The 23,955-nt window shown below is 70.7% G+C and carries 26 protein-coding genes; 15 read left to right on the top strand and 11 right to left on the bottom strand.

Translation table 11 applies throughout. The features are described from left to right. Nucleotides 1-150: 150 nt before the first annotated feature. Nucleotides 151-2,643, bottom strand: a complete 2,493-nt coding sequence (locus tag MRBLWH3_RS03740; RefSeq protein ID WP_363428841.1) for a transglycosylase domain-containing protein — start codon at nucleotides 2,641-2,643, stop codon at nucleotides 151-153. Between the two features lie 157 nt (nucleotides 2,644-2,800). On the opposite strand from MRBLWH3_RS03740, the gene MRBLWH3_RS03735 reads away from it, so the two are divergent. Then, nucleotides 2,801-3,367: a dihydrofolate reductase family protein gene (locus MRBLWH3_RS03735; protein ID WP_363428839.1), complete on the top strand. Its 567-nt coding sequence runs from the start codon at nucleotides 2,801-2,803 to the stop codon at nucleotides 3,365-3,367. A gap of 49 nt (nucleotides 3,368-3,416) precedes the next feature. Here MRBLWH3_RS03735 and MRBLWH3_RS03730 read toward each other — a convergent pair whose 3' ends face one another. Further along, a complete protein-coding gene (locus MRBLWH3_RS03730) occupies nucleotides 3,417-4,328 on the bottom strand; it encodes a LysR family transcriptional regulator (protein WP_363428837.1) in 912 nt (303 codons plus the stop codon). A gap of 73 nt (nucleotides 4,329-4,401) precedes the next feature. On the opposite strand from MRBLWH3_RS03730, the gene MRBLWH3_RS03725 reads away from it, so the two are divergent. From MRBLWH3_RS03725 to MRBLWH3_RS03715, 3 genes are all read left to right on the top strand, one after another. Next, nucleotides 4,402-5,349: an EamA family transporter gene (locus MRBLWH3_RS03725; RefSeq protein ID WP_363428835.1), complete on the top strand. Its 948-nt coding sequence runs from the start codon at nucleotides 4,402-4,404 to the stop codon at nucleotides 5,347-5,349. A gap of 139 nt (nucleotides 5,350-5,488) precedes the next feature. Further along, nucleotides 5,489-5,854: an ArsR/SmtB family transcription factor gene (locus MRBLWH3_RS03720; protein WP_363428833.1), complete on the top strand. Its 366-nt coding sequence runs from the start codon at nucleotides 5,489-5,491 to the stop codon at nucleotides 5,852-5,854. 5 nt (nucleotides 5,855-5,859) lie between these two features. Then, nucleotides 5,860-6,900 (top strand): cation diffusion facilitator family transporter, encoded by a 1,041-nt coding sequence (locus MRBLWH3_RS03715; RefSeq protein WP_363428831.1) that lies wholly within the window; start codon nucleotides 5,860-5,862, stop codon nucleotides 6,898-6,900. A 103-nt stretch (nucleotides 6,901-7,003) separates the two neighbouring features. Here the strand turns inward: MRBLWH3_RS03715 and MRBLWH3_RS03710 are convergent, their stop codons facing one another. After that, nucleotides 7,004-7,891 carry a LysR family transcriptional regulator gene (locus MRBLWH3_RS03710; RefSeq protein WP_363428829.1) on the bottom strand — a complete coding sequence of 296 codons (888 nt, stop codon included), beginning with the start codon at nucleotides 7,889-7,891 and terminating at the stop codon, nucleotides 7,004-7,006. Nucleotides 7,892-8,004: 113 nt separating this feature from the next. Between MRBLWH3_RS03710 and MRBLWH3_RS03705 the strand changes: the two genes are divergently transcribed. Further along, nucleotides 8,005-8,940, top strand: a complete 936-nt coding sequence (locus MRBLWH3_RS03705; RefSeq protein ID WP_363428827.1) for an aldo/keto reductase — start codon at nucleotides 8,005-8,007, stop codon at nucleotides 8,938-8,940. 126 nt (nucleotides 8,941-9,066) lie between these two features. Here the strand turns inward: MRBLWH3_RS03705 and MRBLWH3_RS03700 are convergent, their stop codons facing one another. Continuing rightward, the gene (locus MRBLWH3_RS03700) at nucleotides 9,067-9,753 is read right to left on the bottom strand and encodes a type 1 glutamine amidotransferase domain-containing protein (protein WP_363428825.1); all 687 of its coding nucleotides are present in this window, start codon (nucleotides 9,751-9,753) and stop codon (nucleotides 9,067-9,069) included. Between the two features lie 119 nt (nucleotides 9,754-9,872). Between MRBLWH3_RS03700 and MRBLWH3_RS03695 the strand changes: the two genes are divergently transcribed. Then, nucleotides 9,873-10,775 carry a LysR family transcriptional regulator gene (locus tag MRBLWH3_RS03695; protein ID WP_363428823.1) on the top strand — a complete coding sequence of 301 codons (903 nt, stop codon included), beginning with the start codon at nucleotides 9,873-9,875 and terminating at the stop codon, nucleotides 10,773-10,775. 62 nt (nucleotides 10,776-10,837) lie between these two features. Here MRBLWH3_RS03695 and MRBLWH3_RS03690 read toward each other — a convergent pair whose 3' ends face one another. Together MRBLWH3_RS03690 and MRBLWH3_RS03685 are read right to left on the bottom strand one after the other, a co-directional pair. Next, nucleotides 10,838-11,017, bottom strand: coding sequence for a CsbD family protein (locus tag MRBLWH3_RS03690; protein ID WP_363428821.1), 180 nt, complete (start codon nucleotides 11,015-11,017; stop codon nucleotides 10,838-10,840). Between the two features lie 38 nt (nucleotides 11,018-11,055). Beyond that, nucleotides 11,056-11,226: a hypothetical protein gene (locus MRBLWH3_RS03685; protein ID WP_363428819.1), complete on the bottom strand. Its 171-nt coding sequence runs from the start codon at nucleotides 11,224-11,226 to the stop codon at nucleotides 11,056-11,058. A gap of 160 nt (nucleotides 11,227-11,386) precedes the next feature. Between MRBLWH3_RS03685 and MRBLWH3_RS03680 the strand changes: the two genes are divergently transcribed. Both MRBLWH3_RS03680 and MRBLWH3_RS03675 read left to right on the top strand, forming a co-directional pair. Next, nucleotides 11,387-12,199, top strand: coding sequence for an alpha/beta fold hydrolase (locus MRBLWH3_RS03680; RefSeq protein WP_363428817.1), 813 nt, complete (start codon nucleotides 11,387-11,389; stop codon nucleotides 12,197-12,199). Then, nucleotides 12,196-12,504, top strand: a complete 309-nt coding sequence (locus MRBLWH3_RS03675; protein ID WP_363428815.1) for a SelT/SelW/SelH family protein — start codon at nucleotides 12,196-12,198, stop codon at nucleotides 12,502-12,504. The genes MRBLWH3_RS03680 and MRBLWH3_RS03675 overlap by 4 nt, the downstream gene beginning before the upstream one ends. A 78-nt stretch (nucleotides 12,505-12,582) precedes the next feature. Here MRBLWH3_RS03675 and MRBLWH3_RS03670 read toward each other — a convergent pair whose 3' ends face one another. Further along, nucleotides 12,583-13,020, bottom strand: a complete 438-nt coding sequence (locus tag MRBLWH3_RS03670; RefSeq protein WP_363428813.1) for a hypothetical protein — start codon at nucleotides 13,018-13,020, stop codon at nucleotides 12,583-12,585. A 164-nt stretch (nucleotides 13,021-13,184) separates the two neighbouring features. Beyond that, nucleotides 13,185-14,198, bottom strand: coding sequence for an alcohol dehydrogenase AdhP (adhP, locus tag MRBLWH3_RS03665; RefSeq protein WP_363435266.1), 1,014 nt, complete (start codon nucleotides 14,196-14,198; stop codon nucleotides 13,185-13,187). Between the two features lie 226 nt (nucleotides 14,199-14,424). On the opposite strand from adhP, the gene MRBLWH3_RS03660 reads away from it, so the two are divergent. The 3 genes from MRBLWH3_RS03660 (at nucleotide 14,425) to MRBLWH3_RS03650 (ending at nucleotide 16,974) form a co-directional block, all read left to right on the top strand. Further along, complete coding sequence (locus MRBLWH3_RS03660) at nucleotides 14,425-15,810, top strand: pyridoxal phosphate-dependent decarboxylase family protein (RefSeq protein WP_363428811.1); 1,386 nt, start codon at nucleotides 14,425-14,427, stop codon at nucleotides 15,808-15,810. 94 nt (nucleotides 15,811-15,904) lie between these two features. Next, nucleotides 15,905-16,633 (top strand): acyl-CoA synthetase, encoded by a 729-nt coding sequence (locus tag MRBLWH3_RS03655; RefSeq protein ID WP_363428809.1) that lies wholly within the window; start codon nucleotides 15,905-15,907, stop codon nucleotides 16,631-16,633. After that, nucleotides 16,630-16,974 (top strand): amino acid transporter, encoded by a 345-nt coding sequence (locus MRBLWH3_RS03650; RefSeq protein ID WP_363428807.1) that lies wholly within the window; start codon nucleotides 16,630-16,632, stop codon nucleotides 16,972-16,974. Before MRBLWH3_RS03655 ends, MRBLWH3_RS03650 begins: the two co-directional genes overlap by 4 nt. Nucleotides 16,975-17,015: 41 nt before the next feature. On the opposite strand, the gene purB is transcribed toward MRBLWH3_RS03650, so the two are convergent. Continuing rightward, nucleotides 17,016-18,398, bottom strand: coding sequence for an adenylosuccinate lyase (gene purB, locus MRBLWH3_RS03645; protein ID WP_363428805.1), 1,383 nt, complete (start codon nucleotides 18,396-18,398; stop codon nucleotides 17,016-17,018). A 47-nt stretch (nucleotides 18,399-18,445) separates the two neighbouring features. Then, nucleotides 18,446-18,949: a low molecular weight protein-tyrosine-phosphatase gene (locus MRBLWH3_RS03640; protein ID WP_363428803.1), complete on the bottom strand. Its 504-nt coding sequence runs from the start codon at nucleotides 18,947-18,949 to the stop codon at nucleotides 18,446-18,448. A 296-nt stretch (nucleotides 18,950-19,245) separates the two neighbouring features. On the opposite strand from MRBLWH3_RS03640, the gene MRBLWH3_RS03635 reads away from it, so the two are divergent. After that, nucleotides 19,246-19,548, top strand: a complete 303-nt coding sequence (locus MRBLWH3_RS03635; RefSeq protein WP_363428801.1) for a hypothetical protein — start codon at nucleotides 19,246-19,248, stop codon at nucleotides 19,546-19,548. Beyond that, entirely contained in the window at nucleotides 19,545-21,062 is a 1,518-nt protein-coding gene (locus MRBLWH3_RS03630) for a hypothetical protein (RefSeq protein WP_363428799.1), read from the top strand. The genes MRBLWH3_RS03635 and MRBLWH3_RS03630 overlap by 4 nt, the downstream gene beginning before the upstream one ends. Before the next feature lies 1 nt (nucleotide 21,063). On the opposite strand, the gene MRBLWH3_RS03625 is transcribed toward MRBLWH3_RS03630, so the two are convergent. Next, nucleotides 21,064-21,453 carry a phage holin family protein gene (locus tag MRBLWH3_RS03625; RefSeq protein WP_045301844.1) on the bottom strand — a complete coding sequence of 130 codons (390 nt, stop codon included), beginning with the start codon at nucleotides 21,451-21,453 and terminating at the stop codon, nucleotides 21,064-21,066. A 140-nt stretch (nucleotides 21,454-21,593) separates the two neighbouring features. On the opposite strand from MRBLWH3_RS03625, the gene MRBLWH3_RS03620 reads away from it, so the two are divergent. Further along, nucleotides 21,594-22,682, top strand: a complete 1,089-nt coding sequence (locus MRBLWH3_RS03620; protein WP_363428797.1) for a histidinol-phosphate transaminase — start codon at nucleotides 21,594-21,596, stop codon at nucleotides 22,680-22,682. Between the two features lie 95 nt (nucleotides 22,683-22,777). Beyond that, complete coding sequence (locus MRBLWH3_RS03615; protein WP_363428795.1) at nucleotides 22,778-23,908, top strand: thiamine pyrophosphate-dependent dehydrogenase E1 component subunit alpha; 1,131 nt, start codon at nucleotides 22,778-22,780, stop codon at nucleotides 23,906-23,908. Nucleotides 23,909-23,955: the final 47 nt, after the last annotated feature.

Raw genomic sequence — 23,955 nt, 5'->3', positions numbered from 1 at the left:
ACCTCGCGCGCAGCGTTCGACGCTGCGGGGGACATTCTGAAACGTCCTTTCGCGCAGGACCGGCCAACGGGCACTTCGGCGATGCGGTGACGCCTCCCAGCCTCCACGGAGATGAGTACCAAGCGGCCTCACCGGAATCCGCCCGTGGCGTCAACCGTTTCCGTTCCCGTTGTCGTCCGGGGGCTGGTCCGGGGCGGGAGCGGGGCCAGGGGCAGGGCCAGGTGCGGGGGCGGGGCGGGGCGGCGGCGCGGCGCGGCGTACCAAGTCGGCGGGGGGCGCGGGGAAGCCGCCGGCCGGGTAGAGCTGGTTGGCGGCCGCCTGAATGTCCCGGGTCATCGGAAGGCGGATGGTCGACAGCGCGCGGCCGTTGTAGAAGGACCGGAACACGTCACCGAATCCGGTGGTGTTCCCCACCCACACCGCCGTCGTCACGCGGGTGCTCGACTCGACGAGCCACGTCTGGATGTTCTCGTGCGTTCCCGTCTTGCCCATCATCGGCGTCCCGTCGTTGGGGTTGCCGCCCGACCCGGTGCCGCCGGGGCGCATGACGCCCTGCAGCGCGAACGCCGTCGCGGCCGCCACTTCGGGGCTGATGGCCTGCGTGCACCGGTTGCCGGGGACCGGCAGCTCGACGCCGTCGGAGTTCACCACGCGCTCGATGGCGCGCGGCTTGCAGTAGACGCCGTTGTTCGCCACCGTGGCGAACGCCCCGGCCAGGGCGACGGGTGCGATGTTCTTCGTGCCGATGATCGACGCGGCGCCGTCGAGATTCACGGGGGCGCCGTCGCCGAGGGTGACGCCCATGCGGGCCGCGACTGCCTCGATGTCGCAGAGGTCGAGCTGCTCCGCCATGCCGAGGAAGCCGCTGTTGAGCGACTGTGCCGTGAACTGCATCGGCGTTCCCACGTAGCCCGGAGTGCCGCCGAAGTTGCGCACGACGTGGTTCTCGCGGTTGACCCAGGTGCCTTCGCAGCGGTCGCGCAGGCGAGGGATGGCCCGCAGCGTGCCGTTGACGCTGTCGGACAGCGTGTGCCCCGTCTCGAGCCAGTCGATCAGCGTGAACAGCTTGAACGTCGATCCGGTCGGGAATCCCGTCGAGACCCCGTGCATCATGTCTCCGGCGTAGACGAGCGATGTGTACGCGGGGTCCGTGAGCGAAAGGTCGCGGTCCTCTGTGAACCGGTTGTTCTGGCTGATCGCGAGAATGCGCCCGGAGCCCGCTTCGATGCTCACCGACGCCGACCCGAACGACATGCCTGCCACAGTCTCCGGGGCATAGCGGTGCATCGCATCCTGCGCTGCGTTCTGCAGGCTCCAGTCCAGTGTCGTGTAGATGTTCAGGCCCTCGCGCGTCAGCGACCTCTTCCTGTCTTCCGGGGTCGCGCCGAACGCGCTCGCGTAGTCCGGGTCCAGGCGCACGGTGTTCACGATGTACTGGCAGAAGAACGGGGCGGCGCTGGACCCGCACCTCGTGGGCGGCGGCTGCAATGCCGGCGTGATCGGCTCGATCGCCGCCGCCACGTACTGCTCGACGGTGATCCGCCCGTCTTCCCGCATCCGGTCGAGGACGTAGAGCTGCCGGCCCTTGGTCGCGCTGTATGCGTCCCCGGCCGCGAGGTACTGCTCCTGCGTGATCGAGCCGTCGGCGAGGAGAGTGTCGAGACCCGCGAGCGTACCAGGGGTGACGTCGTCGAGGGAACCGTCCGCGGCCTTGTTGTAGGTGGCCCCGTCGGCTCCGAAGATCGAGCCCCCCGGCCGGTCGATCCGGAACGTGTTGGGGTTCTGCACGATGCCCGCGAGCGTCGCCGCCTGGGTCAGCGTGAGGTTCGCCGCAGTGGTGCGGAAGTAGAACCGTGCCGCGGCCTCGATGCCGTAGGTCGTGCCGCCGAAGTTCGCGATGTTCAGGTAGCCCAGGAGGATGTCGTTCTTCGAGTACTTCTGCTCGAGCTGGACGGCGTAGCGGATCTCCTGGAGCTTGCGCTCGTAGCCCTCGATACCGTCCGCCTGGGTCGCGTCCTTCCAGCACTCCCGCAACACATGCTCGCGAGACAGCTTCACCACAGGGGCGCCGTCCTCGTCGAGGACCGCCTCACCCGCCTCGTTCGTCTCGTAGAGCGTCCCCGCATCGCGTTCGCAGCGCTGGACCAGCACGTTCTTCACGTACTGCTGGCTGATCGAGGAACCCCCCTGCGTCTGACCTCCCTGGGCGTTCTTGATGAGCGCGCGCGTGGTGCCGACGATGTCGACCCCGCCGTGCTGGTAGTACCGGGGATCCTCGGACGCCAGGATCGCGTCGTACATGACGAGCGACACCTGATCGAACTCGACGGGTTCGCGATTCTGGTCGTAGAAGGATGTCAGCTCGACGTCCTGTCCGCTCGCGGGGTCGCGGGCGTAGATCGTGGTCGGCAGCATCAGGCGGTCGATCTCGAGGTAGCTCGGCATGCCGTCGAACAGCGACACGGCAGAGCCCGCCGCGTGTCCGGAGATGGCGATGGCCGGGGCGAGAGGCGCCACGACGAGCACGCCCGCGATGACGCTGAGCGCGAGGAGTCCGACGAGACCGCCCAGCACCCCGGCCGCAGTGCGCCGGTAGGGCGGCAGGGACGGGTCCTCTGCCGAGACCTCTCGTGACCGCTTCATGCTGCTTCCCATCTGCGGTGTGAGAAATCATGTCAGACCGCCCGCGATTGCGCGACGGGTTCCGATATGCCGACCCGGCGCATAGTCTCGGGCGCGAGGCATCCGCTCGAAAAGGAGTCCTGCGCGCAGGCGCGGAACCGGACACGAGGAGACTCTCATGCAGACCGTGACGGTCGACTTCATCATCTCGCTCGACGGCTACGGGGCCGCGGAGGGGTGGCCGGGATTCTGGGGAATGGAGGGACCCGAATACCTCGGCTGGCTCGCGGAGTCGCCAGAGAAGGACGACCCGCTGCTCATGGGCGCGACGACATATCGCCTCATGTCGGAGCTCACCGCTGGGGGCGAGGAAGGCACCGACATGCTCGGCGGGGTGCAGAAGTACGTCTTCTCATCGACTCTCGAGGATCCGCTGGCGTGGGAGAACTCCACGCTGGTCCGCGAGGACGCGGTCCCGTTCGTCCGGCGGTTGAAGCAGGATTCCGACCGCCCGCTGCGCACCCTCGGCAGCGTCGCTCTCTGCCGGTCGCTCCTGCTCGCGGGGCTCGTCGATCGGTACCGCGTCGGCGTGTTCCCGGTGATCACCGGGGCGACCGGACAGGATCGCATCTTCGACGGCTACCCCGACGTACGGCTGGATCTCGTCGAGGCCCGCACGTTCGACGGCCGCATCCAGCTGCTCGAGTACGTGCCGACGGTGCTCGACCGCCCGCCCGACATGTGATCGGGCACCCCTGAGCGGGACGGATGCTGCGGCCGCAGCATCCGTCGCCTCACCACGTGCGCGCGTGCTCCACGAACGCGTCGAGCGCCGTGCGCAGCGCGGGAGAATCCTCCTGCGACCGGCGATGGACGGCGAGCACGTCGCGCGTCGACGCCGGTGCAGCGGTGGGGATGGCCACCAGGTCCGGTCCGAGGTCACCTCGTCCGAGGCGCGGCACCAGCGCGACCGCCCGGCCGGCGCGTGCGAACTCGAGGTGGTTCTGGAACTCCATCGACTCGTGCACGATGCGCGGTGCGTTCGGTACGCCGTCGAACAGCCGCCGCAGCCACTGCCGGCAGATGGTGGCCTCGAACGTCGCGACCCAGGTCTCGCCCGCGAGCTCCTCGGGGTGCAGCTCGGTGCGGCCGGCGAGCGGATGGTCGCGGTGCAGGATGACGTCGGCGACGTCGGTGAACAACGGCGTCGAGACGAGGTGGTCGGGCATCGCGAGGGCGACCCCGCCCCACCGGTGGACGACGCCGAGGTCGCGCTGACCCGATGCGACGAGCGCGATCGTCTCCCACGGCTCGCTCTCGCGCAGCGGCAGCGAGAGATCGGGGTGCCGCTCGGCGAGGTCGCTCAGCACCGGTATGACCAGCCCGCGCACGACGGTCGAGAACGCCGCGACCCTGATCTCGCCGACGACCCGATCGCCGGCCCCAGCGGTGAGCTGGAGATCCGCGCGGAGGCGCTCGAGGTCGGCGAGGATCGGCGTGGACGCGACGACGAGGCGCGTGCCCGCCTCCGTGAGGATCACTCCCCGCCCCGCGCGTTCGAGGAGGGGGATGCCGGTCTCGCGCTCGAGACGCTTGACCTGCTGCGATACCGCGGACGGCGTGTAACCGAGGCTCGCCGCCGCGGCGACCACGCTGCCCTGCGTGGCGACCGCGCGAAGGGAGAGCACCGCTTCAAGGTCAATCATGAAGCAACGCTACATCGTTTCGTGGAGAAAGCATCGCTGGTGCTTCATTCGATGCTCGGGTGAAGTGGGACTCATGAAGAGACGCGACATGGTGCTGGCAGCAGCCGTGGCATCGTTCTGGGGATTCAACTTCGTCGTGATCGACTGGGGGATGACGGGCGTGCCGGCACTTCTCTTCGTCGCGATCCGCTTCCTGGTGGTCGCGCTTGCGGTCTTCGTCGTCCCGCGGCCCCGCACCTCCTGGCGCACGGTGGTCGGCGTCGGCCTCTTCATGAGCCTCGGGCAGTTCGGACTGCTGTACACCTCGATGGCGCTGGGGCTTCAGCCGGGTCTCGCCGCGCTCGTGCTCCAGGCGCAGGCGGTGTTCACGATCCTCATCGCGGCCGCGGTGCTGCGTGAACGCCCGACCGCGCCGCAGATCGCCGGTGTCGCACTAGGCGTCGTCGGCCTCGCCATCGTGGCCGCCGGACGAGGCGGCGATGCTCCCGCCCTCGCCGTGGCGCTGGCGCTCGCCGCGGCGTTCTCGTGGGGCATAGGCAACGTCATCTCGCGTCGCGCCGGGTCCGTCAGCGGGCGGGGCCGCTTGGGCTCCCTGTCGCTCACGGTGTGGTCGGCCCTCGTGGTGCCGATCCCCGCGCTGATGCTCTCCTTCGTCGTCGAAGGCCCGGTGGCGATCGTCGCGGGGATCGCCGCGTTCGGCTGGCAGTCTGCGGTCTCGACGCTCTACACGGCCGTGTTGTGCACGATCATCGGCTACTCGATCTGGAACGGCCTGCTCGCTCGCAATCCGTCCGCCGCGGTGGTGCCGTGGGTGCTGCTCGCGCCGGTCGTCGCGATGGCGTCGGCCGCGCTGCTGCTCGGCCAGATCCCCACTCCCGCGGAGCTCGTCGGCGGGATCCTCCTCGTCGGAGGCGTGCTCATCACAGGACTCCGCCGGGTGTCGTTCCGTCGGCGCGTGACGACGGATGCTGCCACCCGGCGATCGGTTAGAAGGGCGGTGCGCCCGGCCGTCCGCGGATGACGTCGCGCGCAGCTTCTGGAGCGGCGTCCTCTCTGCGCCCCTGTCTTCCTTGCCGCCGGCGCGTGGGCCGCCCTCGCGAAGGGCTGATCGGACCTCTTCGGAGAGTCGTCCTGCAGAATCGATGATGTAAGATCTGCGTATGCGTGCAGATAAGCAGGGATGCGGATACGCGGTCGAGAGCCCCTTCGTCGAGCTCGCGGTCGAGGTCTTCGCGATGCTCGCCGACGCCACCCGGGTGCGGATCGTCCTTGCGCTGCACGACTCGCGCGAGCTCTCGGTGAATCACCTCGCCGAGATCGTCGACAAGTCGCCGGCGGCCGTGTCCCAGCACCTGGCCAAGCTCCGGCTCGCCCGCATCGTCTCGACCCGCCAGGAGGGTCAGCGGGTCTTCTACCGGCTCGAGAACGAGCACGCATCGCGCCTGGTCGCCGACGCGATCTTCCAGGCCGAGCACTCGCTGGGCGGCACGCCCCGCCACCACCGGGCCGAGAAGGCCGCCGAATGAGCGCGATGACCACCGGTAACCACGCCCACGACGAGGGCCGGCACCACGCCGGTCACGGCCACGGCGCCCACGACCACGGCGCCCACGATCACTCCCACCCCGGCGGCCTCCGCGGTGTGCTGCACGAGCTGTTCCTACCGCACTCCCACGACGCCGCCGACTCGATCGACGATGCGATGGAGGCGCACTCCGCCGGCATCCGCGCCCTGAAGATCAGCCTGGTCATCCTGCTCGCGACGACGGTGCTTCAGGCGGTCGTCGTGGCGTTCAGCGGCTCCGTCGCCCTCCTCGCCGACACCGTCCACAACCTGTCCGACGCCCTCACGGCGGTCCCGCTGTGGATCGCGTTCGTGCTCGGTCGTCGCGCGTCCTCCCGTCGCTACACGTACGGACTGGGTCGGGCCGAAGACCTCGCGGGCCTGTTCATCGTCTTCGTCGTCGCATTGTCGGCCGTCGTCGCGGCCTGGCAGGCGATCGATCGCATCCTGCATCCGCAGCCCCTTGACAATCTCGGGTGGGTGATCGCCGCGGGCGTCATCGGATTCGCTGGCAACGAGGCGGTCGCGATGTACCGCATCCGGGTAGGCAAGCGGATCGGCTCGGCGGCGCTCGTCACCGACGGTGTCCACGCCCGCACCGACGGCTTCACGTCGTTGGCGGTCGTGCTCGGCGGCATCGGCGTGCTCTTCGGCTTCCCGCTCGCCGATCCCCTTGTCGGCCTCATCATCGCGGCCGCGATCTTCGTGCTGCTCATCGGGACTGTGCGCAGCGTGGGGCGCCGGCTCCTCGACGGCGTCGAACCCGAACTCGTCGACCGCGCCGAGCACGCCGTCGAGCAGGTCGACGGGGTCGAGCGCATCGGTCGCGTCCGCCTCCGCTGGGTCGGACACCGCCTCCAGGGCGACGCGATCGTCATCGCCGCACCGGGGACGGATGCCTCGCTCCTGGCCACTGCGGCGGAATCCAGCATCCGTTCGCACCTGCGCAACGTCGACGACTTCACGGTCACCGTCCGGTCCACGATGGACGTCGGCGGTCGCGAATAGGCTCGTGGGCTGTCCGTGACGACGCGCCACGGCGCACGAGCACCCCAAGGGGTCCTGCTCGACCGGCGGCACCGGGCTCGCGAGACCGTCCGGCGCACGACCGTCATGCTGCCTCGGCTTCGGCACGCTCCTCGTCGAGGATCTCGAGAAGACGGGGCGCGAGCGAGGCGTTGCCGGCCACGAGGGTCGACACGACCCACACCGGAGCGCCGGGAGGGACGGGGAGCGCGACCAGGCCTCTCGCCTGCGGCTTGTTCGCGACATGCTGCGGAACGATCGCGACGCCGAGCCCGCGCACGACGAGGTCGAGGAGGGTGTGGACGTCGTCGACGGCGCAGCGCACCCGCCGCTCGACGCCGTGCCGGTGGAACGCGTCGTCGTTGATGGTGCGCAGGGCCCATGCCGGCCGGAAGTCCACGAAGTCGGCGTCGCGGAGGTCCTTCCAGCGGGAGACCGGGCGCTCGGCCAGCGCATGACCGTGTGGGACGAGGAGCACGAGCGGTATCCGCGCGAGCTCCGCGACGGCGGGCGCCGGCGCGGGGTCGGCGCTCGCGACGAACGCGACGTCGAGATCGCCGGCGGCGACGTGCTCGACCAGCTGGTGCGACCCCGCCTGCACGAACTGGATGTCGACGCCGGGGTGGCGGCGGTGGAAGCGCTCGAGGAGCAGGTTCACGTCCACCGCACCGAGACACTGCTCGGCCCCGACGCGCAGCGAGCCGGCCAGCTGGTGCGAGGCGCGGATGACGGCGTCCCGACCGGCGGCCGCCTGAGCCAGGATCTCGCGGGCATGCGGCAGGAGCGCGAGGGCCGCGGACGTCGGCTCGACTGAGCGGGTGGTCCTCTCGAAGAGCTTCGCGTCGAGCTCCTGCTCGAGTCGGCGGATCGACGCCGACAGCCCGGACTGCGAGACGCGGCACCGCTCGGCGGCGCGGGTGAAATGGCGCTCCTCGGCGAGCGTGACCAGGTACTCGAGCTGGCGGTGCTCCATGTCACATCCATTCGATTGGGTTCTCAATCGCAGAATATACAGTTGTTGGACTTCTTTGTGGGCGATGCCTAACGTGGACCGGGCAGCAACGACCCGATCCGAGAGCGGAACCCATGAAGACCATCGAACTCAGCGGCATCGAGCGCCCCGCACCCAACGTCGTGCTCGGCCTCATGCGCATCCAGGACCTCGACGACGACGCGGTGCGCACGCTCGTCCGCACCGCGCGCGACGCCGGCATCGACTTCTTCGACCACGCCGACATCTACGGCCGCGATCTCCACGGCTGCGAGGTGCGCTTCGCCGAAGCGATGCGGCTCTCGTCTTCCCAGCGCGCCCAGGTCACGATCCAGACCAAGGCCGGCATCGTGCGCGAGGGTCCGTACTTCGACTTCTCGTACGAGCACATCGTCGAGTCGGTCGAGGGGTCGCTGCGCGCCCTCGACACCGACTACATCGACATCCTGCTGCTGCACCGGCCCGATGCGCTGGTCGAGCCCGACGAGGTCGCGCGCGCGTTCGACGAGCTCGAGGCCGCAGGCAAGGTGCGGGCGTTCGGCGTGTCGAACCACACGCCGCGCCAGATCGACCTGCTCAAGAGGTCGGTGCGCCAGCCGATCGTCGCGAATCAGATCCAGCTGTCGATCACCCACTCCCCGACCATCGCACAGGGCGTCGCGGCGAACATGCAGGGCGAGGAGCAGTCCCTCACGCTCGACGGCGGCGGAATCATCGACTACTGCCGCCTCCACGACATCGCGGTGCAGGCATGGTCGCCGTTCCAGGCGGGCTTCTTCACCGGCGTGTTCCTCGACTCGCCGGACTACCCCGAGCTCAACGCCGCGATCGACCGCCTCGCGCGGAAGTACGACGTGCCGCCGATCGCGATCGCGGTGGCATGGATCACCCGCCACCCCGCGCGCATGCAGGTCGTGCTCGGCACGACGAACCCCGAGCGGGTGAGCGGCGCCGCCGAGGGCTCCGACATCCCGCTCACGCGCGCCGAGTGGTACGAGCTGTTCCGGGCCGCCGGCTACCGCGTGCCCTGACCCCGGCCGACGTCGACGAGCGCGCGGGCTTCCGGCGGTACGCGCCGCAGCAGCCTGTCGCCTGACCCGTCGGACGCGAGGTGCGGATGCCCTGACGTCCGCACCTCGCGGATCACGCTCGCCCGGTCATCGCGCGGCGAGCACCTCGACGAGGCGCTGTGCCGTCGCCACGCTCGATTGCGGGTTCTGGCCGCTGACGAGCGCGCCGTCGGCGACGACGGTGATCGACCACGGCTCACCCGACTCGACGATCGCGCCGAGATCGCGCAGCCTCGACTCGACGAAGTACGGAGACGCGTCGCGGAGGCCGCCCTGGTGCTCCTCCGCGTCGGTGAAGACCGCGAGCCGGCGCCCCGCGAACGCGAAGGAGCCGTCGGCGCGAACCGCGCTCAGGAGGCCCGCCGGACCGTGGCACAGCACGCCGACGACCGCGTCGCGGTCGACCGCGTCGATGAGCAGGCGGCCGAGGTCGGCATCGGCGGCGAGGTCCACCATCGGGCCGTGCCCGCCGGGCAGGGCGATCGCGTCGTACTCACCGTCCTTCACGTCGGCGAGGGCGCGCGGGTGCGCGAGCAGTTCGTCGATCGACGCGAGGTACGCGCGCAGTTCGTCGGCGGTCTCCCCGGCGAGGCTGCCGGGGTCGACGGTGGGGCGGGCGCCGCCCGGCGTCGCGAGGTCGACCGTGTGACCAGCGGCGACGAGCCCGCGGTGCAGCTCGACGAGCTCCTCCGCCCAGAATCCGGTCGGGTGGGCCGTGCCGTCGGTGAGCGCGATGGCGTCCGCGCCGGTGACCGCCATGAGTACGTGTGCCATGTCTTCTCCCGTTCAGGTCGGCGACTCGTGCGAGCCGCCGACGAAGGGAACGAGGCATCCATCGACATCATTTCCTATGCTGGAGGCCTGTCATAGATTTCTTGATGGACGGATGCCGCATGCAAGAGCTCGATCTGCTGCGCACGCTGCTCGAAGTGCACCGCGCGGGGTCGATCACGGCAGCGGCCGCGCGGCTCGGAATGAGTCAGCCGTCCGTGAGCGAGCGGATCACCCGGCTCGAAACGGAGCTCGGGACGCCGCTGTTCACGCGCTCGGCGCGGGGAGTCGTCCCGACGCCCGAGGGCGACGCACTGGCCGCGCGGGTGGCCGCGCCCGTGGACCGGCTGCGGGAGGTCTGGGCCATGCCGGCGGTGACCGGGCCCGCCGAGACAGTTCGGATCGGCGGCGCCAGCGACGTCGTCGCAGCGCGGGTCATCCCCGCCCTCGCGCCGCTCACGAGCCAGGGCCTGCGCCTCGCGTTCACTCTGGGCCTCGCGCACGACCTGCTCGCGCGCCTTGCCGACGGCGGGCTGGACGTCGTGGTGTCATCCGTGCGGACGCCGGTGCGGGGCATCCGCTATCGCGGGCTCATCGACGAGGAGTTCGTGCTCGTCGGGGCGCCGGTGCTCGCCCGCACGATCGACCGCAAGCGTCTCGCCGCGGATCCCGCCGGCGCGCTGCAGCATCTGCCGCTCGTGGCCTACGATGCCGACCTGTCGATCGTGCGCCGGTACTGGCGCAGCCAGTTCGGCCGTCGACCCGCCAATCCCGTGGCGATCACGGTGCCCGACCTGCGGGGGGTACTGGCGGCCGTCGTAGCCGGAGCGGGCGTCTCCGCGCTGCCGCGCTATGTCGCAGAACCCGCGATCGGCGCGGGCACCGTCGAACTGCTGCACCGATCGGACGAGGCGCCGATCAACACCCTGAACCTCGCGATCCGAGCCGCTGAGCCCGCGACGCCGGCGACCATTCGAGTCATCGACGCGCTCGTCGAGCGGGCGCGCGAGTGGGATGTGCTCTGACGGGCCTCCGCGCGCGACGATGCCCCGGGTCCGCCGGGAGCCCGGGGCATCGTCGCGGCAGATCACCGGTCGTCGGTGAACGCGTCCTTGATGTCGTCGCCGGCCTTCTTCATCTTGGCGCTGGCCTGGTCGGCCACGCCCTCGGCCTGCAGCTTCTCGTTGTCGGTCACGTCGCCGACCGTCTCCTTCACCTTGCCCTTCATGTCTTCTGCGTTGTGCTTGATGTCGTCATCCAGACCCATGTCGGGATCCCTTCTCTTCGTGCCTTTCGTGGCGAGGCTCAGTACTGGGTGAGGTCGGCGCGCGCCACGCCGTCGAGCCCGACCCGGTCGACGCGGCGGTGGTGGCTCCTGCCCGCCATGCCGCCCGGGACCGCGGCGACGACACGGGCGAGGTCCCCGTCGGTCCGCCGCGGATCCGTCGTGCGGTAGTCGCGGTCGTCGGTGCTCATGTCCCGAACGTAGGCGGCCAGCATCCGCTTGCTCAGCCCGTTGCCAATCGGTGCACGGCGGCGTAATCTGTGCGACCTTCCGCCCGGCCGGAAGGGAACGACGGCGGATGGCGGCACTCGCGTGCAACGCGGGCCGAACGTGTGGGAGCAGAATGGCGATATGGATGCCGTCGCCCCGATCCTGCGCACCGAGATGCCCCCGCCGAGCTACATCATGTCGGCGGAGGGATACCAGCTGGCGACCTATGCGTGGGGGGAGACCGATGCCGACGCCGTCCTGTGCGTGCACGGCTTCGCGTCGAACTGCCGCGACAACTGGGTCGAGACCGGGTGGGTGCGCATGCTCACGAACGCCGGATATCGCGTGATCGGCGTCGATCAGCGCGGCCACGGCGCGAGCGACAAGCCCGACGACCCCGTCGCGTACTCGATGGGCGCGTTCGTCGCCGATCTCATCGCGGTGCTCGACACGTACCTCGTCGACGACGTCCGCTACGTCGGCTACTCCCTCGGGGCCCGTGTCGGCTGGCAGTTGGCAGTCGACGCGCCGGAGCACGTCAGCCGCGCCGTGCTGGGCGGAATCCCCGACGGGCGCCCGCTCGGACGGCTGCGGATCGAGCAGGCCCGCGCATATGCCGAGGAGGGCATACCCGTCGAGGACCCGGTGACCCGGAACTACGTGACGCTCGCCGAGCGTGTGCCGGACAACGATCTGCGAGCCCTGATCGCGCTCGCCGAGGGCATGCGGTTCGGCGACGCCGACCCCGACCCCGAGCGGCCACCGCGGCAGCCGGTGCTGTTCGCGACCGGATCGGAGGACGCGATCCTCGAGCGGTCGAGAACGCTCGCCGCGACGGCGCCGAGCGGGCGGTTCATCGAGATCCCGGGGAGGCACCACTTCAACGCGCCCGGCTCGCGGGTGTTCCGCGACGCCGCCGCGGAGTTCCTCGGGCCGGGCGGGGGCGCGGCATGACGCACACCATCCGCGTCGTCTACTGTACGCAGTGCGCCTGGATGCTCCGCGCGGCATGGGTCGCGCAGGAGCTCCTCACGACCTTCCAGGACGAGCTCATGGGCGGTGGGGCGACGCTCGAACCGGGCACCGGCGGCATCTTCGAGGTCTACGCCGACGACGATCTCGTGTGGTCGCGCAAGGCCGACGGCGGATTCCCCGACATCGTCGCCCTGAAACGCCGCGTGCGCGACCGCATCGCCCCGGGCCGCACGCTGGGTCACGCCGACCGGGCGGCTGCTACGCCGGCCGCCCCCGATCACTGACCTCACGCACGACGTCGGGGCGCAGCATCCGTGTCGATGACGGATGCTGCGCCCCGAGGTGCGCCGCAGAGACAGCGGTCAGGACACCGCTGTCGCGACGAGTTCGCTGATCTTCTTCTCGACCGCGGGAGTCCATTCGAGCACGGCGAAGCCCGTCGCCCACATGTCGCCGTCGTCGAGGCGGGCGGGCTCGTCGAACTGGATGGTCGCGTAGCGGGTCTTGAACTTCGAGGACGGCTGCGTGAAGACCACCACCTTGCCGTTCGCGTTCGCGTACGCGGGGAACCCGTAGAACGTCTTCGGCACGAGGTCGGGGGCGACCTCGCCGACCACCTTGTGCAGGCCCTCGGCGATCTCCCTGTCGGTGCCGTCGAGCTTGCCGATCGCCTCGAGCACCTGCTTGGTCCCTGCTTCGCGGCTCTTGCCCGCCTTCGCCTGGTCGCGCAGCTCCTTCGCGCGCTGCTTGACCGCGTCGCGCTCCTCCTGAGACAGGCCGTCCGATGCCGTCTTCGCCATGATGCTCTCCTCACGCTCGTGGGCGCCTCCGCGTCCCGTGATCCTCACGCTACCGACGGCGTTCCGGTGGCGCTTCTCCATTCCTGCTCGATCGCGGGCGACGGCACGACGCAGGGGCGAGGCCTCCGCCCCGCCCCTGCGCTCGCGGCGTCACCGCAGCGGCGTCACTCGAACCGCATCACGATGCGGCCGTCGATCTTGCCGTGCTCCATGCGCTCGAAGATGTCGTTGACGTCGTCGATCGACTCGACGGCGACGGTCGGGTGGATCTGGCCTCGCGCGTAGAAGTCGAGGGCTTCGATCATGTCCTGGCGCGTGCCCACGATCGATCCGCGGATCGTGATCGCACGGAGCACGATGTCGAAGATGTCGGCGGGGAAGTCCCCCGGAGGCAGGCCGTTGAAGACGATGGTCGCGCCGCGGCGGGCGACGCCCAGCGCCTGGCCGAACGCCTTCGGGTGCACCGCGGTGACGAGCACGCCGTGCGCGCCTCCGGTGCGCTCCTGCACGACGGCCGCCGGGTCCTGCGTGAGCGCGTTCACCGTGAGCTCGGCGCCGTGCCGGCGGGCGAGCTCGAGCTTGGCGTCGTCGATGTCGACGGCGGCTACGCGCAGGCCCATGGCGCGGGCGTACTGCACCGCGATGTGGCCGAGGCCGCCGATTCCGGAGATCACGACCCACTGCCCGGGCCGGGCCTCGGTCATCTTGAGACCCTTGTAGACGGTCACGCCCGCGCAGAGGATCGGGGCGACCTCGACGGGGTCGGAGCCCTCCGGGATGCGGGCGGCGAACCGCTCGTCGACGAGCATGTACTCGCCGAAGCTGCCGTCGACGGAGTAGCCGCCGTTCTGCTGGTCGGGGCAGAGCGTCTCCCAGCCGGTTCGGCAGAACTCGCAGACGCCGCAGGCGCTCCAGAGCCATGCGTTGCCGACGAGGTCGCCGACGGCGAGCGAGGTGACACCGTCGCCGAGCGCGACGACGCGGCCGTAGCCCTCGTGCCCGGGGATGAGGTCGGGCTTCGGCGCGACGGGCCAGTCGCCGCGGGCCGCGTGGAGGTCGGTGTGGCACACACCCGTGGTCAGCACCTTGACCAGCGCCTGGCCGGGGCCGGGGGTGGGGATGGGCACGACGCGCACGTCGAGGGGCCGGTCGGGCGCGGTCACGACGGCAGCGCGCATCGTTCCCGTGGGCGTCGCGGCGGCGTGTGCGCTCTGCGAGTCGGTCAGGATCGTCATCGATATCACTTCCCTGGGGCGGGCGTTCGCCGCCCTCTGATCCGACGGTAGGCGCGGGAAGGTTGCACGACGTTGCGTTCCGTCGACCGCCACGGCGTCGCCGGCGCTCCCTTGAACGCCGTCGCCCGCCCCTTTAGCGTGAGGTGTCACCCGATCGCCAGGAGCCCCCATGACCTCGCCCAGCGCCCCCGACCAGATGCACGCCATCTCGGCCGACACCCGCCACACCGTCGAGGACGTGCTGGAGTACGCGCGGCGCCGGGCGCTGTACGAGGACGTGCCGCTCGACAAGCCGATGACCCCGCGCGACCTGGAGCGCCTCGCGTCCGGTTCGATCACGCCCGAGGGGATCGGCTCGCGGCGCGCGATCGCGCTCTTCGAGAACGTCCTCGCCCCGGCGTGCGTGTCGACCGACCACCCCGGGTATCTGTCGTTCATCCCCTCGGCCCCCAGCAAGGCCTCACTCGCCTTCGACGTGGTGGTCTCCGCATCCGCCATCTACGGAGGCTCGTGGGTCGAAGGCGCCGGCGCTGTGTACGCCGAGAACGAGGTGCTGCACTGGCTCGCGAAGGAGTTCGGCCTGCCCGCGGGTGCGGGGGGCGTCTTCGTGCAGGGCGGCACGATCGGCAACCTCTCGGCACTCGTGACGGCACGGGATGCTGCGCGCCGCCGCGCGGCCGACGAAGGGCGCCCGACCCCGCCCCGGTGGGTTGTCGTGTGCAGCGCCGAGGCGCACTCGTCGATCGCGTCGGCCGCCGCGGTCATGGACGTCGACGTGGCCGCCGCGGAGGTCGACGCGGACGGGCGCCTGCACGGCGATGCGGTGGCGCGCGTGCTCGACGAGCACGGCGAAGCGGTGTTCGCGGTGGTCGCCACGGGTGGCACGACCAACTTCGGCATCGTCGACGACATCGCGAGCGTCGGGGCCGTCGCGCGCGAACGGGGCATCTGGTTCCACGTCGACGGCGCGTACGGCCTCGCCGCCATGCTCGTCGAGCGCATGCGACCCGTGTTCGCGGGCGTCGAGCTCGCGGACTCCGTCATCGTCGACCCCCACAAGTGGCTGTTCGCCCCCTTCGACGCGTGCGCGCTCATCTACCGCGAGCCCGCACTGGGACTGTCGGCCCACACGCAGAAGGCCGAGTACCTCGACACGCTCACCGGCAAGCCCGACTGGAACCCGTCGGACCTCGCCATCCAGCTCACCCGCCGGGCGCGAGGCCTGCCGCTGTGGTTCTCGCTCGCCACCCACGGCACCGAGCAGTACCGCGCCACGATCCAGTACGGCATCGACCTCGCGCGCCGCATCGCCGACGAGATCGAGTCGCGCGACGGCCTGTCGCTCGTGCGCGACCCGCAGCTGTCGGTCGTGGTGTTCCGTCGCGAGGGCTGGACGCTCGCCGACTACGAGGCGTGGTCGGATCGCCTCCTCGAGGAGCAGCACGCCTTCGTCGTGCCCAGCTCCCACGCGGGCGAGCCGGTGCTGCGGTTCGCGATCATCTCGCCGCTGACCACGTTCGAGCTGCTGACCGCGATCCTCGACACCCTCCAGTGACGGGCAGATCGTGCCCGAAAGCTCCCAGCCGGGACGGACGTAGACTGGAGGCATCCGTTCTCACTCTGAGAACCCGCCGCTCCGCAGGATCACCGTGACCTCAGCCGATTCCCGCACGTTCGCCGTGCGCCACGTGCAGCTCGCACGCGCCGCGTTCGCCGCGCTCGCTGCGCTCATGATCACGTTCTCGCCCGACCACTCCGCTCTGGTCGGCAGCTCGGTGTTCAGCGGCTTCACGATCGCGACCGGACTCGTGCTGCTGCTCGCAGTGTGGCTGGTGTATCCCCAGGGGCTCCGCTGGCCGTCGGCCGCGCTCGGTGGCGTCGCCATCGTCGCGGGCATGGCGAGCGGCCTCCATCCGCTCCGCACCGTCACCGGCTTCTTCGTCATCGTGATCGCGTGGGCCGTCCTCAGCGGCGTCATCGAGCTCATCGCGGGCTGGCGCGGCCTCCTCGGCCGTCGCGAGCGGCGCGAGATCGCGCCCGGCGTCGCCGACGCGCGGCCCGCGGCACTGGTCGGGCCCCGTTCCGAGAGTCGCGACGCGGCCGTCGTCGGCGCCCTGACGATCCTCCTCGGCGTCGCACTGCTGCTCGTGCAGCCCGCGTACGCGCTGGACTACACGATCGAAGAGGCGCACGCCACGTTCACCCTCACCGGCATCACGATCGGCGTCGGACTGTTCGGCGGCTATGCCGCCATCGTCGCCGTGTACCTCGCCATCGCCGGCTTCTCGCCGCGTCCCGCTGACGCCGGAGAGTCCCCCGACATCACGGCGGAGGCGTCCGCGTCCGCCGATCCCACCCCTCAGAAGGACTCCGCGTGAGCCACGAAAGCCCCACCCGCCGCGACCTCATGAAGCCCCTGCAGCTGCTCGGGCTCGCCTTCGCGGCCGCCCTGTTCGCGGGCGTCGTGACCCTCGTGTCGATGGGCTTCTTCCAGCAGCGCGCCCCCGGCGAGGCCGAACGCGCGGTCGTCACGGCACTCGTCATCGCCGGCGTCAGCTTCATCGCGGTACTGCTCATCGTGTCGCTGCTCCTCCTCGCGGTCGACCCCGCGCAGGTGACGAAGCAGATCGACAAGCCGGTGCTCTTCGACGACGGCGCCGACGCACCCGGGCAGGACCACGGGCCGGATGCCGCAGCATCCGGCGACCCGAAGGCCTGACCCGCAGCACCGGTGCTGCTGCCGGGCGCGCCGGGACGAGGTCAGCCGAGCTCGTCGACCAGCTTCGAGGCGAGGCCGTCGTAAGTCGCCGGCGTCAGGGCGAGCAGACGCTCCTTGGCCTCGTCGCCGATGTCGAGCCCGCGCACGAACTCGGCGAGCTCGGGGGCACCGACACGGCGGCCGCGGGTGAGGTCCTTGAGGAGCGCGTACGGGTCGTTGATCTGCGAGCGTCCGGCAGCGATCTCGGCGCGCACCACCGTCTGGATGGCCTCGGCGAGCACCTCCCAGTTCGCGTCGAGGTCGGCCCGCAGCACGTCCTCGGCGAGCGAGATCTCCTTGAGCCCGCGCTGCAGGTTGTCGAGCGCGAGCAGCGAGTGCCCGAATGCGACGCCGATGTTGCGCTGCGTGGTCGAGTCGGTGAGGTCGCGCTGCAGGCGGCTCGTCACGAGGGTCTGCGACAGGGTCGCGAGCAGGCCGCCCGAGATCTCGAGGTTCGCCTCGGCGTTCTCGAACCGGATGGGGTTGATCTTGTGCGGCATCGTCGACGACCCCGTGGCGCCCGCCACCGGGATCTGGGTGAAGTAGCCGATCGAGATGTAGGTCCAGATGTCGGTCGCGAGGTTGTGCAGGATGCCGCCGGCGTGCCGCACGCGGTCGTACAGCTCGACCTGCCAGTCGTGCGACTCGATCTGGGTGGTGAGGATGTTGAAGTCGAGACCGAGGCCTTCGATGAACGCGCGCGAGACCTCGGTCCAGTCGACGTCGGGGGCGGCCGAGAGGTGCGCCGACCACGTGCCGGTGGCGCCGGAGAACTTCGCGAGGTACTCGCCGCTCTCGATCTGGTCGGCGACCCGGCCCAGGCGCCACGCGAAGACGCCGAGCTCCTTGCCCATGGTCGACGGCGTCGCCGGCTGGCCGTGCGTGCGCGAGAGCATCGCGGCGTCGCGGTGGTTCACGGCGAGCTCGGTGAGCGCGGCGATCACGGCGCGCAGCTTCGGCAGCCACACGCGCTGCACGGCCCGCTGCACCGTGAGGGCGTACGAGGTGGAGTTGATGTCTTCGCTGGTGCACGCGAAGTGGGTCAGCTCGGCGATCGCGTCGAGATCGAGCGCCGAGAGGCGGTCGCGCACCAAGTACTCGACGGCCTTCACGTCGTGGCGGGTGACCGACTCCTTCTCGGCGAGCCAGTCGATCTCGGTCTGCCCGAAGTCGAGGTAGAGCGCGCGGAGGCGCCCCTTGTCGACCTCGGCAAGGGGCGAGGTCCCGAAGAGCGAGCGGTCGGTGAGGGCGATGAGCCACTCCACCTCGACCTCGACGCGGGCCCGGTTGAGGCCCGCCTCCGAGAGATACTCGCCGAGCTCGCTCACGGCGGGGCGATAGCGCCCGTCGAGGGGGCTGAGGGGCTGAGGGGGAAGTGAGGTCACGGTGGCTCCCGTCGGTCTCGGCGAAGACGACCGTCGATCCGGTGTCTTCACACCGGGCGGATGGCGGGTTCGAGTTGCCGGAAGAGCGCCCGGCTCGCACTCTCGATCATACCGAGCACCTCGTCGAACATTCCGGGCCCGGCATAATACGGGTCGGGCACGTCCAGCGTGCGGGCCGTCGGATCGAACGACAGCAGCAGTGCGATCTTGTCGGCGTCGCCCTCGGTGCGCGCCCAGCCGCGCAGGATCCGCTCGTGGCTGCGGTCGAGCGCGACGACCAGGTCGCTGCGCGCGAAGTCCGAGTGGGTGAACTGGCGCGCCCGGTGATGGCTCCCGTCGTAGCCGGCACGCTCGAGCGCCTCGATCGTGCGGAGATCGGCCCGCTCGCCGACGTGCCAGTCGCCGGTGCCCGCGCTCGTCGAGGCGACGCGCGAGCCGAGGCCGGAGGCATCCGCGAACTCCCTGAACACGACCTCCGCCATCGGTGACCGGCAGATGTTTCCGGTGCACACGAACACGACGCGGAAGGGCGTCGCGTCGGTCGCGGTCATGGGGTCCATTCTGGACCGAGCAGACACGGAACGTTAACGAGTTCTCCTTCCAGGGTCTTTCGATGACGGATGCTGCTCCCCCAGCGTGTGACGAGCGGGCGGCGACCATGCTGATCTTCGTGTGCGCGCCGGGCGCCGCGCCGCCGGGCGCCGGTGACAGCGTCAGCGTCGCGGGCGGGGAACGGCGCCTCTCCGTCGTGTGCGGCTCTCCTCCACAGGGGGTGCGCCCGTCCCGGCTGTGAACAGATCGCCGCCGGCGCATCCTGCGACTGCGCCCGCGCGGCGACGATCGACGTGTGACACCGCTTCAACCGACCGCCGGACAGACGTCCCACCAGCTCGCCCAGATGGCGCGCGACCTCGCGCGGCTCATCGACCGGATCACGGATGCCGCGCTCATCGCCCGCGGCCTCGCCGATGCGGTCGACTGGCAGGCGAAGGCCGCGACCGCGTTCCACGATCGGGCGACGCGCTGGGCGGGCGACGTCTCGGGGCTCGCGTGCCTCGCCGAGACGGCCCGGCACGACCTGGCCCGGGCACAGGAGCGCGCCGCCCTCGCAGAGTCGTTCTCCGGCCTGTACCCGGGGGCGGGGCGATGAGCGACACGATGCCCGGCCCCGGCATCCACAACCCCGACGTGGCGCCGGAGGTGGGTCGCCTCGGCCCGAACGAGGGCGCCGTCGGCGTGATCGCGGAGCATTGGCCGCGGGTCGACGACGGCCTGCAGATCCGCGGCGGGGGCGCGGTCGCCGTCGACACTGCGACGCTCTCGGCGGCGGCGGTCCGTTTCGACACCGCTCGGGAGGAACTCACCCGGATCGCCGTGCGACTCCGCACGCTCCGCGCTGAGCTCGCGACGCTGCCCGAGCACACCGCCGACGCCCGGGCCTCGGCATCCGTGCTCGTCGCGAGACTCGACGGGGTGCAGGCCGAAGCGGACGAGATCGCCGCCGCGCTGCGGGAAGCCGGCTACGCGTACGAGATGGTCGAGATCGAGGCCGAGCACCGCGTCGCGGTGCTCGCGGGCGACACCGCCTGGGCGCGACGACTGGACGCCCGGATGACCGCGCTGGCCGACGCGCATCCCGACGCATGGCGCATGGCACTCGGAGCCCAGTTCGAGCGCGCCGTGATGTGGCCGTCCGAACTCGTGCGCCAGGCGACGCAATGGGGCGTGACGGTGGGTGGCGAGGTGAGCGACCCCGGTTCGATCGTGGTCGGCGCCGCCGCCGGGCTGCTCACGCTCGGCGGAGCGGCCGGCCTCGGGCTCGCGGGCACGGGGAGGCTCTCGCGCGACGCGCGGCTCTCCGGCACCGCAGGGCCGGTGACCGTGACGTCCGTCGCACCGGCCTCGCCGCGCAGCGCCGTGCCAGGGGCCACGCCCGCGCTCGGCGTCGGATCGGCGTCGTCGATGAGGTCGCCCGCGTCGGTGGCGCCGCAGAGCCTGGCCGCCGTGACGGAACGGATGCCGGGGGCCGGGGACTCACGGGTGCGCGTGGAGCGGTATTCGATGCCGGACGGCTCGCGGCAGTACGCCGTGTACATCGCGGGCATGCAGTCCTTCGACCTGGGCGGTCGGGAGCCGTGGGACAACGCCTCCAATGTGGAGCTCTACACAGGGAATACTTCCGACTCGTACGTCGCGACACGGGCCGCCCTCGCGCAGGCGGGCGTGGAGCCGGGCGACACCGTCCACATGTTCGGGTTCTCGCAGGGCGCGATGATCGCCGGACACCTCGCCCTGGAGGGCGGCTACGACACGCGGACGCTGGTGTCGATCGGGTCGCCCGTCGACGCCGATGTCGGATCGGAGACGCTCAGCGTGACGCTGCGGCACACCGATGATCCCGTCGCCGGACTCGCCGGCGGCGGTCACGGCGCCGCGGTCGGCGCACCCGGGAGCTTCATCGCCGAACGTGTCTTCGATCCCGAGGTCGGAACGGACGAACCTCGGCTGCCGGCCCACCGGCTGAACGCCTACGCCGAGACGGCCGCGCTCGTCGATGCCTCGACCGATCCGCGAGTCGGCGCCCTGCGCGACGTCTTCGTCGATCTCGCGCGCGCGGAATCGGTCCACGTGACCGAGTACGCGGCCACGCGCGATGCGGACTGAGTCAGTCCTTGCGGGGGCGGATGATGATGCCGACGACCCAGTTGATGAGGGTGATGATGATCGCGGCGACCACACCCCACCAGAAGTCCTCGACCCGCAGGCCCCAGTTCCAGAAGCTCGTGAACCAGGCGGTGAGCCACAGCAGGAACGCGTTGATGAGGAGGCCGATGAGCCCCAGCGTCAGGATGTAGAGAGGGAATGCCAGCACCTTGATGACCGTGCCGATGATCGTGTTCACGAGTGCGAAGATCGCGGCGACGATCAGCAGGGTCAGGATCAGCTGGAGAGTCTCGCCCGGTGGGAATGGGATGACCGAGACCTGGAGAGCCGGGATCAGGGTGACGACCCAGATCGCGAAGGCGTTGATGACCACGCGGATGAGGAAGCCCATAGTGGGGCCAGTCTTCCACGGCCCTGCCCGCGACCGATAGAAGCCCGTGCTCGACCCGCGGTGCCGGGCCACGGACACCGGCGACGGACCCCGGCCACGGCAGGGAGGCGCATCCGATCCCCCGCTCGTAGACTCGGGGCGTGACCGACGCCCCCGAGATCCCCGTTCGCGTGCGCCCCGAGGTCGCCGCTCTGCCCCCGTACAAGCAGGGCCGGCAGGCCGGCGCGGACGCGTTCAAGCTGTCGAGCAACGAGAATCCGTTCGATCCGCTGCCCGGGGTGCTCGAGCGGGTGCGGAATGCCTCGGCGTTGAACCGGTATCCGGATGCGACGGCCGCACGTCTGCGCGAGCGGCTGGCCGAGCGGTTCGGCGTCGGCGCCGACTCCGTCCACATCGGCGCGGGCAGCGTCTCGATCCTCGCGCAGCTCGTGCTCGCGACATCCGGTCCCGGTGACGAGGTCATCTACGCGTGGCGCTCGTTCGAGGCCTACCCGTGGCTCGCCGTCGTCGCGGGCGCCACCGCCGTGCAGGTGCCCCTCGCGGAGGGCGCCCGCCATGATCTCGACGCGATGGCCGCCGCGATCACCGACCGCACCCGCGCGATCATCGTGTGCAGCCCCAACAACCCGACCGGTCCGATCGTCACGCAGGCCGAGTTCGACGCCTTCGTCGAGAAGGTGCCAGCCGATGTGCTCGTCATCCTCGACGAGGCGTACGCCGAGTTCGTCACCGACCCCGAGTCCGTCGACGGGCTGCGCGTGCTCGGCGGGTCGGGTCGCCCGAACGTCGTCGTGCTCCGCACCTTCTCGAAGGCCTACGGGCTCGCCGCGCTCCGCGTGGGCTACGCGATCGGGCACCCGCGGGTGCTCGACGCCGCCCGCAGCACCGCGATCCCGCTGTCGGTCACCGCCCACGGCGAGGAGGCCGCGCTCGCGAGTCTCGATGCCGAGGACGAGCTTCTCGAGCGCGTGCGGGTCATCGCCGACCGCCGAGATCGCCTGGCCGATGGGTTGCGCGAGGCCGGCTGGAGCGTCCCCGCGGCGCAGGGCAACTTCGTGTGGCTGCCTGCCGGAGATCGGACGATGGCGTTCGCGGCGACGTTCGAGGAGGCGGGCCTGATCGTCCGGCCATTCGCCGGCGACGGCATCCGCATCTCGGTCGGCGAGGAGGAATCCGTCGAGAAGGTGCTGCGGATCGCGGCGACGGTCGCCGCTCAGCGCGAAGCATGAATGCCGATGCGATTGTCGATCGTGTGCGGTGGATCTCCGCATCCCTTGTCGAACGCATGCAGAACCGCGCATGCACGGAGAGATAGCGTGAGTTTATGATCCCGGTCGACGACGCCGCCCTCGTGCGGTTTCTGGAAGCGGACGGAACGTTCGCGCCGAGCCCTGCCGCCGAACCGTATCGGCAGGCCGTCGAGAGTCTCAGCGACGCCGATCTCGAGACGTTCTACCGAGACATGGCCGTCATCCGCGCCTTCGACGTGCAGGCGACCAACCTGCAGCGGCAGGGACAGCTCGCCCTCTGGCCGCCGAGCTACGGCCAGGAGGCCGCGCAGGTCGGCTCCGCCCGCGCCGCACGTGCGCAGGACCACCTCTTCCCGTCGTATCGCGAGCACGTGGTCACGAAGATCCGCGGTGTCGACCCGATCGACATCATCCGCGTGATGCGCGGTCTGACGCACGGCGGGTGGGATCCGACCGACCCGAAGAACGGCAACACGCACATCTACACGCTCGTCCTCGGCTCGCAGACGCTGCACGCCACGGGCTTCGGGATGGGGCTCGTCTTCGACGGGCGCTGCGGTACCGGCGACCTCGACCGCGACGAGGCAGTGATCGTCTACTACGGCGACGGCGCCTCCAGCCAGGGCGACGTGCACGAGGCGATGGTCTTCGCGGGCAGCTACCGCACACCCGAGGTGTTCTTCCTCCAGAACAACCAGTGGGCGATCTCCGTGCCCGTCGCGACGCAGTCGCGATCGCCGCTGTACAAGCGCGGCGAAGGCTACGGCATGCCGAGCACCCTGATCGACGGCAACGATGTGCTCGCGAGCTGGGCCGTGACGCGCACGGCGCTCGATGAGGCGCGCGCCGGCGGCGGGCCGCAGGCGATCGAGGCGATGACCTACCGGCTCGGAGCCCACACCACGAGCGACGACCCCACCAAGTACCGCACCTCCGACGAGGAGGAGTCGTGGCGCCGCCGCGACCCGATCGCGCGCATGAAGGCGTTCCTGATCGGGAAGGGGGCGTCCGATGCGTTCTTCGCGGACGTGGATGCCGAGTCGCAGGCTCTCGCCGACGACGTCCGCACCCGCACCAACGCCCTCGGCGGCCTCGAGCGCGACGACATGTTCGCTCACGTGTACTCGGAGCAGCACCCGCTCGTCGACGAGCAGCGGCAGTGGCTCGCCGACTACGAGGCATCCTTCGAAGGAGGCGCATCGTGACCACGACGACCACCGCTGCGGCAGCCACCGACGCGGCCGCGCCCGCC

The organism is Microbacterium sp. LWH3-1.2, assembly GCF_040675855.1.
In the GTDB taxonomy this organism is placed as follows: domain Bacteria; phylum Actinomycetota; class Actinomycetes; order Actinomycetales; family Microbacteriaceae; genus Microbacterium.
Note: the sequence above shows the minus strand (reverse complement) of the source record. Positions and strands in the feature narration are given on the sequence as shown.

What these genes read in the sequence shown, in the direction of transcription:
- MRBLWH3_RS03740 (WP_363428841.1), bottom strand. Translation starts at nt 2,643, where the DNA reads ATGAAGCGGTCACGAGAGGTCTCGGCAGAGGACCCGTCCCTGCCGCCC.
- MRBLWH3_RS03735 (WP_363428839.1), top strand. Translation starts at nt 2,801, where the DNA reads ATGCAGACCGTGACGGTCGACTTCATCATCTCGCTCGACGGCTACGGG.
- MRBLWH3_RS03730 (WP_363428837.1), bottom strand. Translation starts at nt 4,328, where the DNA reads ATGATTGACCTTGAAGCGGTGCTCTCCCTTCGCGCGGTCGCCACGCAG.
- MRBLWH3_RS03725 (WP_363428835.1), top strand. Translation starts at nt 4,402, where the DNA reads ATGAAGAGACGCGACATGGTGCTGGCAGCAGCCGTGGCATCGTTCTGG.
- MRBLWH3_RS03720 (WP_363428833.1), top strand. Translation starts at nt 5,489, where the DNA reads ATGCGTGCAGATAAGCAGGGATGCGGATACGCGGTCGAGAGCCCCTTC.
- MRBLWH3_RS03715 (WP_363428831.1), top strand. Translation starts at nt 5,860, where the DNA reads ATGACCACCGGTAACCACGCCCACGACGAGGGCCGGCACCACGCCGGT.
- MRBLWH3_RS03710 (WP_363428829.1), bottom strand. Translation starts at nt 7,891, where the DNA reads ATGGAGCACCGCCAGCTCGAGTACCTGGTCACGCTCGCCGAGGAGCGC.
- MRBLWH3_RS03705 (WP_363428827.1), top strand. Translation starts at nt 8,005, where the DNA reads ATGAAGACCATCGAACTCAGCGGCATCGAGCGCCCCGCACCCAACGTC.
- MRBLWH3_RS03700 (WP_363428825.1), bottom strand. Translation starts at nt 9,753, where the DNA reads ATGGCACACGTACTCATGGCGGTCACCGGCGCGGACGCCATCGCGCTC.
- MRBLWH3_RS03695 (WP_363428823.1), top strand. Translation starts at nt 9,873, where the DNA reads ATGCAAGAGCTCGATCTGCTGCGCACGCTGCTCGAAGTGCACCGCGCG.
- MRBLWH3_RS03690 (WP_363428821.1), bottom strand. Translation starts at nt 11,017, where the DNA reads ATGGGTCTGGATGACGACATCAAGCACAACGCAGAAGACATGAAGGGC.
- MRBLWH3_RS03685 (WP_363428819.1), bottom strand. Translation starts at nt 11,226, where the DNA reads ATGAGCACCGACGACCGCGACTACCGCACGACGGATCCGCGGCGGACC.
- MRBLWH3_RS03680 (WP_363428817.1), top strand. Translation starts at nt 11,387, where the DNA reads ATGGATGCCGTCGCCCCGATCCTGCGCACCGAGATGCCCCCGCCGAGC.
- MRBLWH3_RS03675 (WP_363428815.1), top strand. Translation starts at nt 12,196, where the DNA reads ATGACGCACACCATCCGCGTCGTCTACTGTACGCAGTGCGCCTGGATG.
- MRBLWH3_RS03670 (WP_363428813.1), bottom strand. Translation starts at nt 13,020, where the DNA reads ATGGCGAAGACGGCATCGGACGGCCTGTCTCAGGAGGAGCGCGACGCG.
- adhP (WP_363435266.1), bottom strand. Translation starts at nt 14,198, where the DNA reads ATGCGCGCTGCCGTCGTGACCGCGCCCGACCGGCCCCTCGACGTGCGC.
- MRBLWH3_RS03660 (WP_363428811.1), top strand. Translation starts at nt 14,425, where the DNA reads ATGACCTCGCCCAGCGCCCCCGACCAGATGCACGCCATCTCGGCCGAC.
- MRBLWH3_RS03640 (WP_363428803.1), bottom strand. Translation starts at nt 18,949, where the DNA reads ATGACCGCGACCGACGCGACGCCCTTCCGCGTCGTGTTCGTGTGCACC.
- MRBLWH3_RS03630 (WP_363428799.1), top strand. Translation starts at nt 19,545, where the DNA reads ATGAGCGACACGATGCCCGGCCCCGGCATCCACAACCCCGACGTGGCG.
- MRBLWH3_RS03625 (WP_045301844.1), bottom strand. Translation starts at nt 21,453, where the DNA reads ATGGGCTTCCTCATCCGCGTGGTCATCAACGCCTTCGCGATCTGGGTC.
- MRBLWH3_RS03615 (WP_363428795.1), top strand. Translation starts at nt 22,778, where the DNA reads ATGATCCCGGTCGACGACGCCGCCCTCGTGCGGTTTCTGGAAGCGGAC.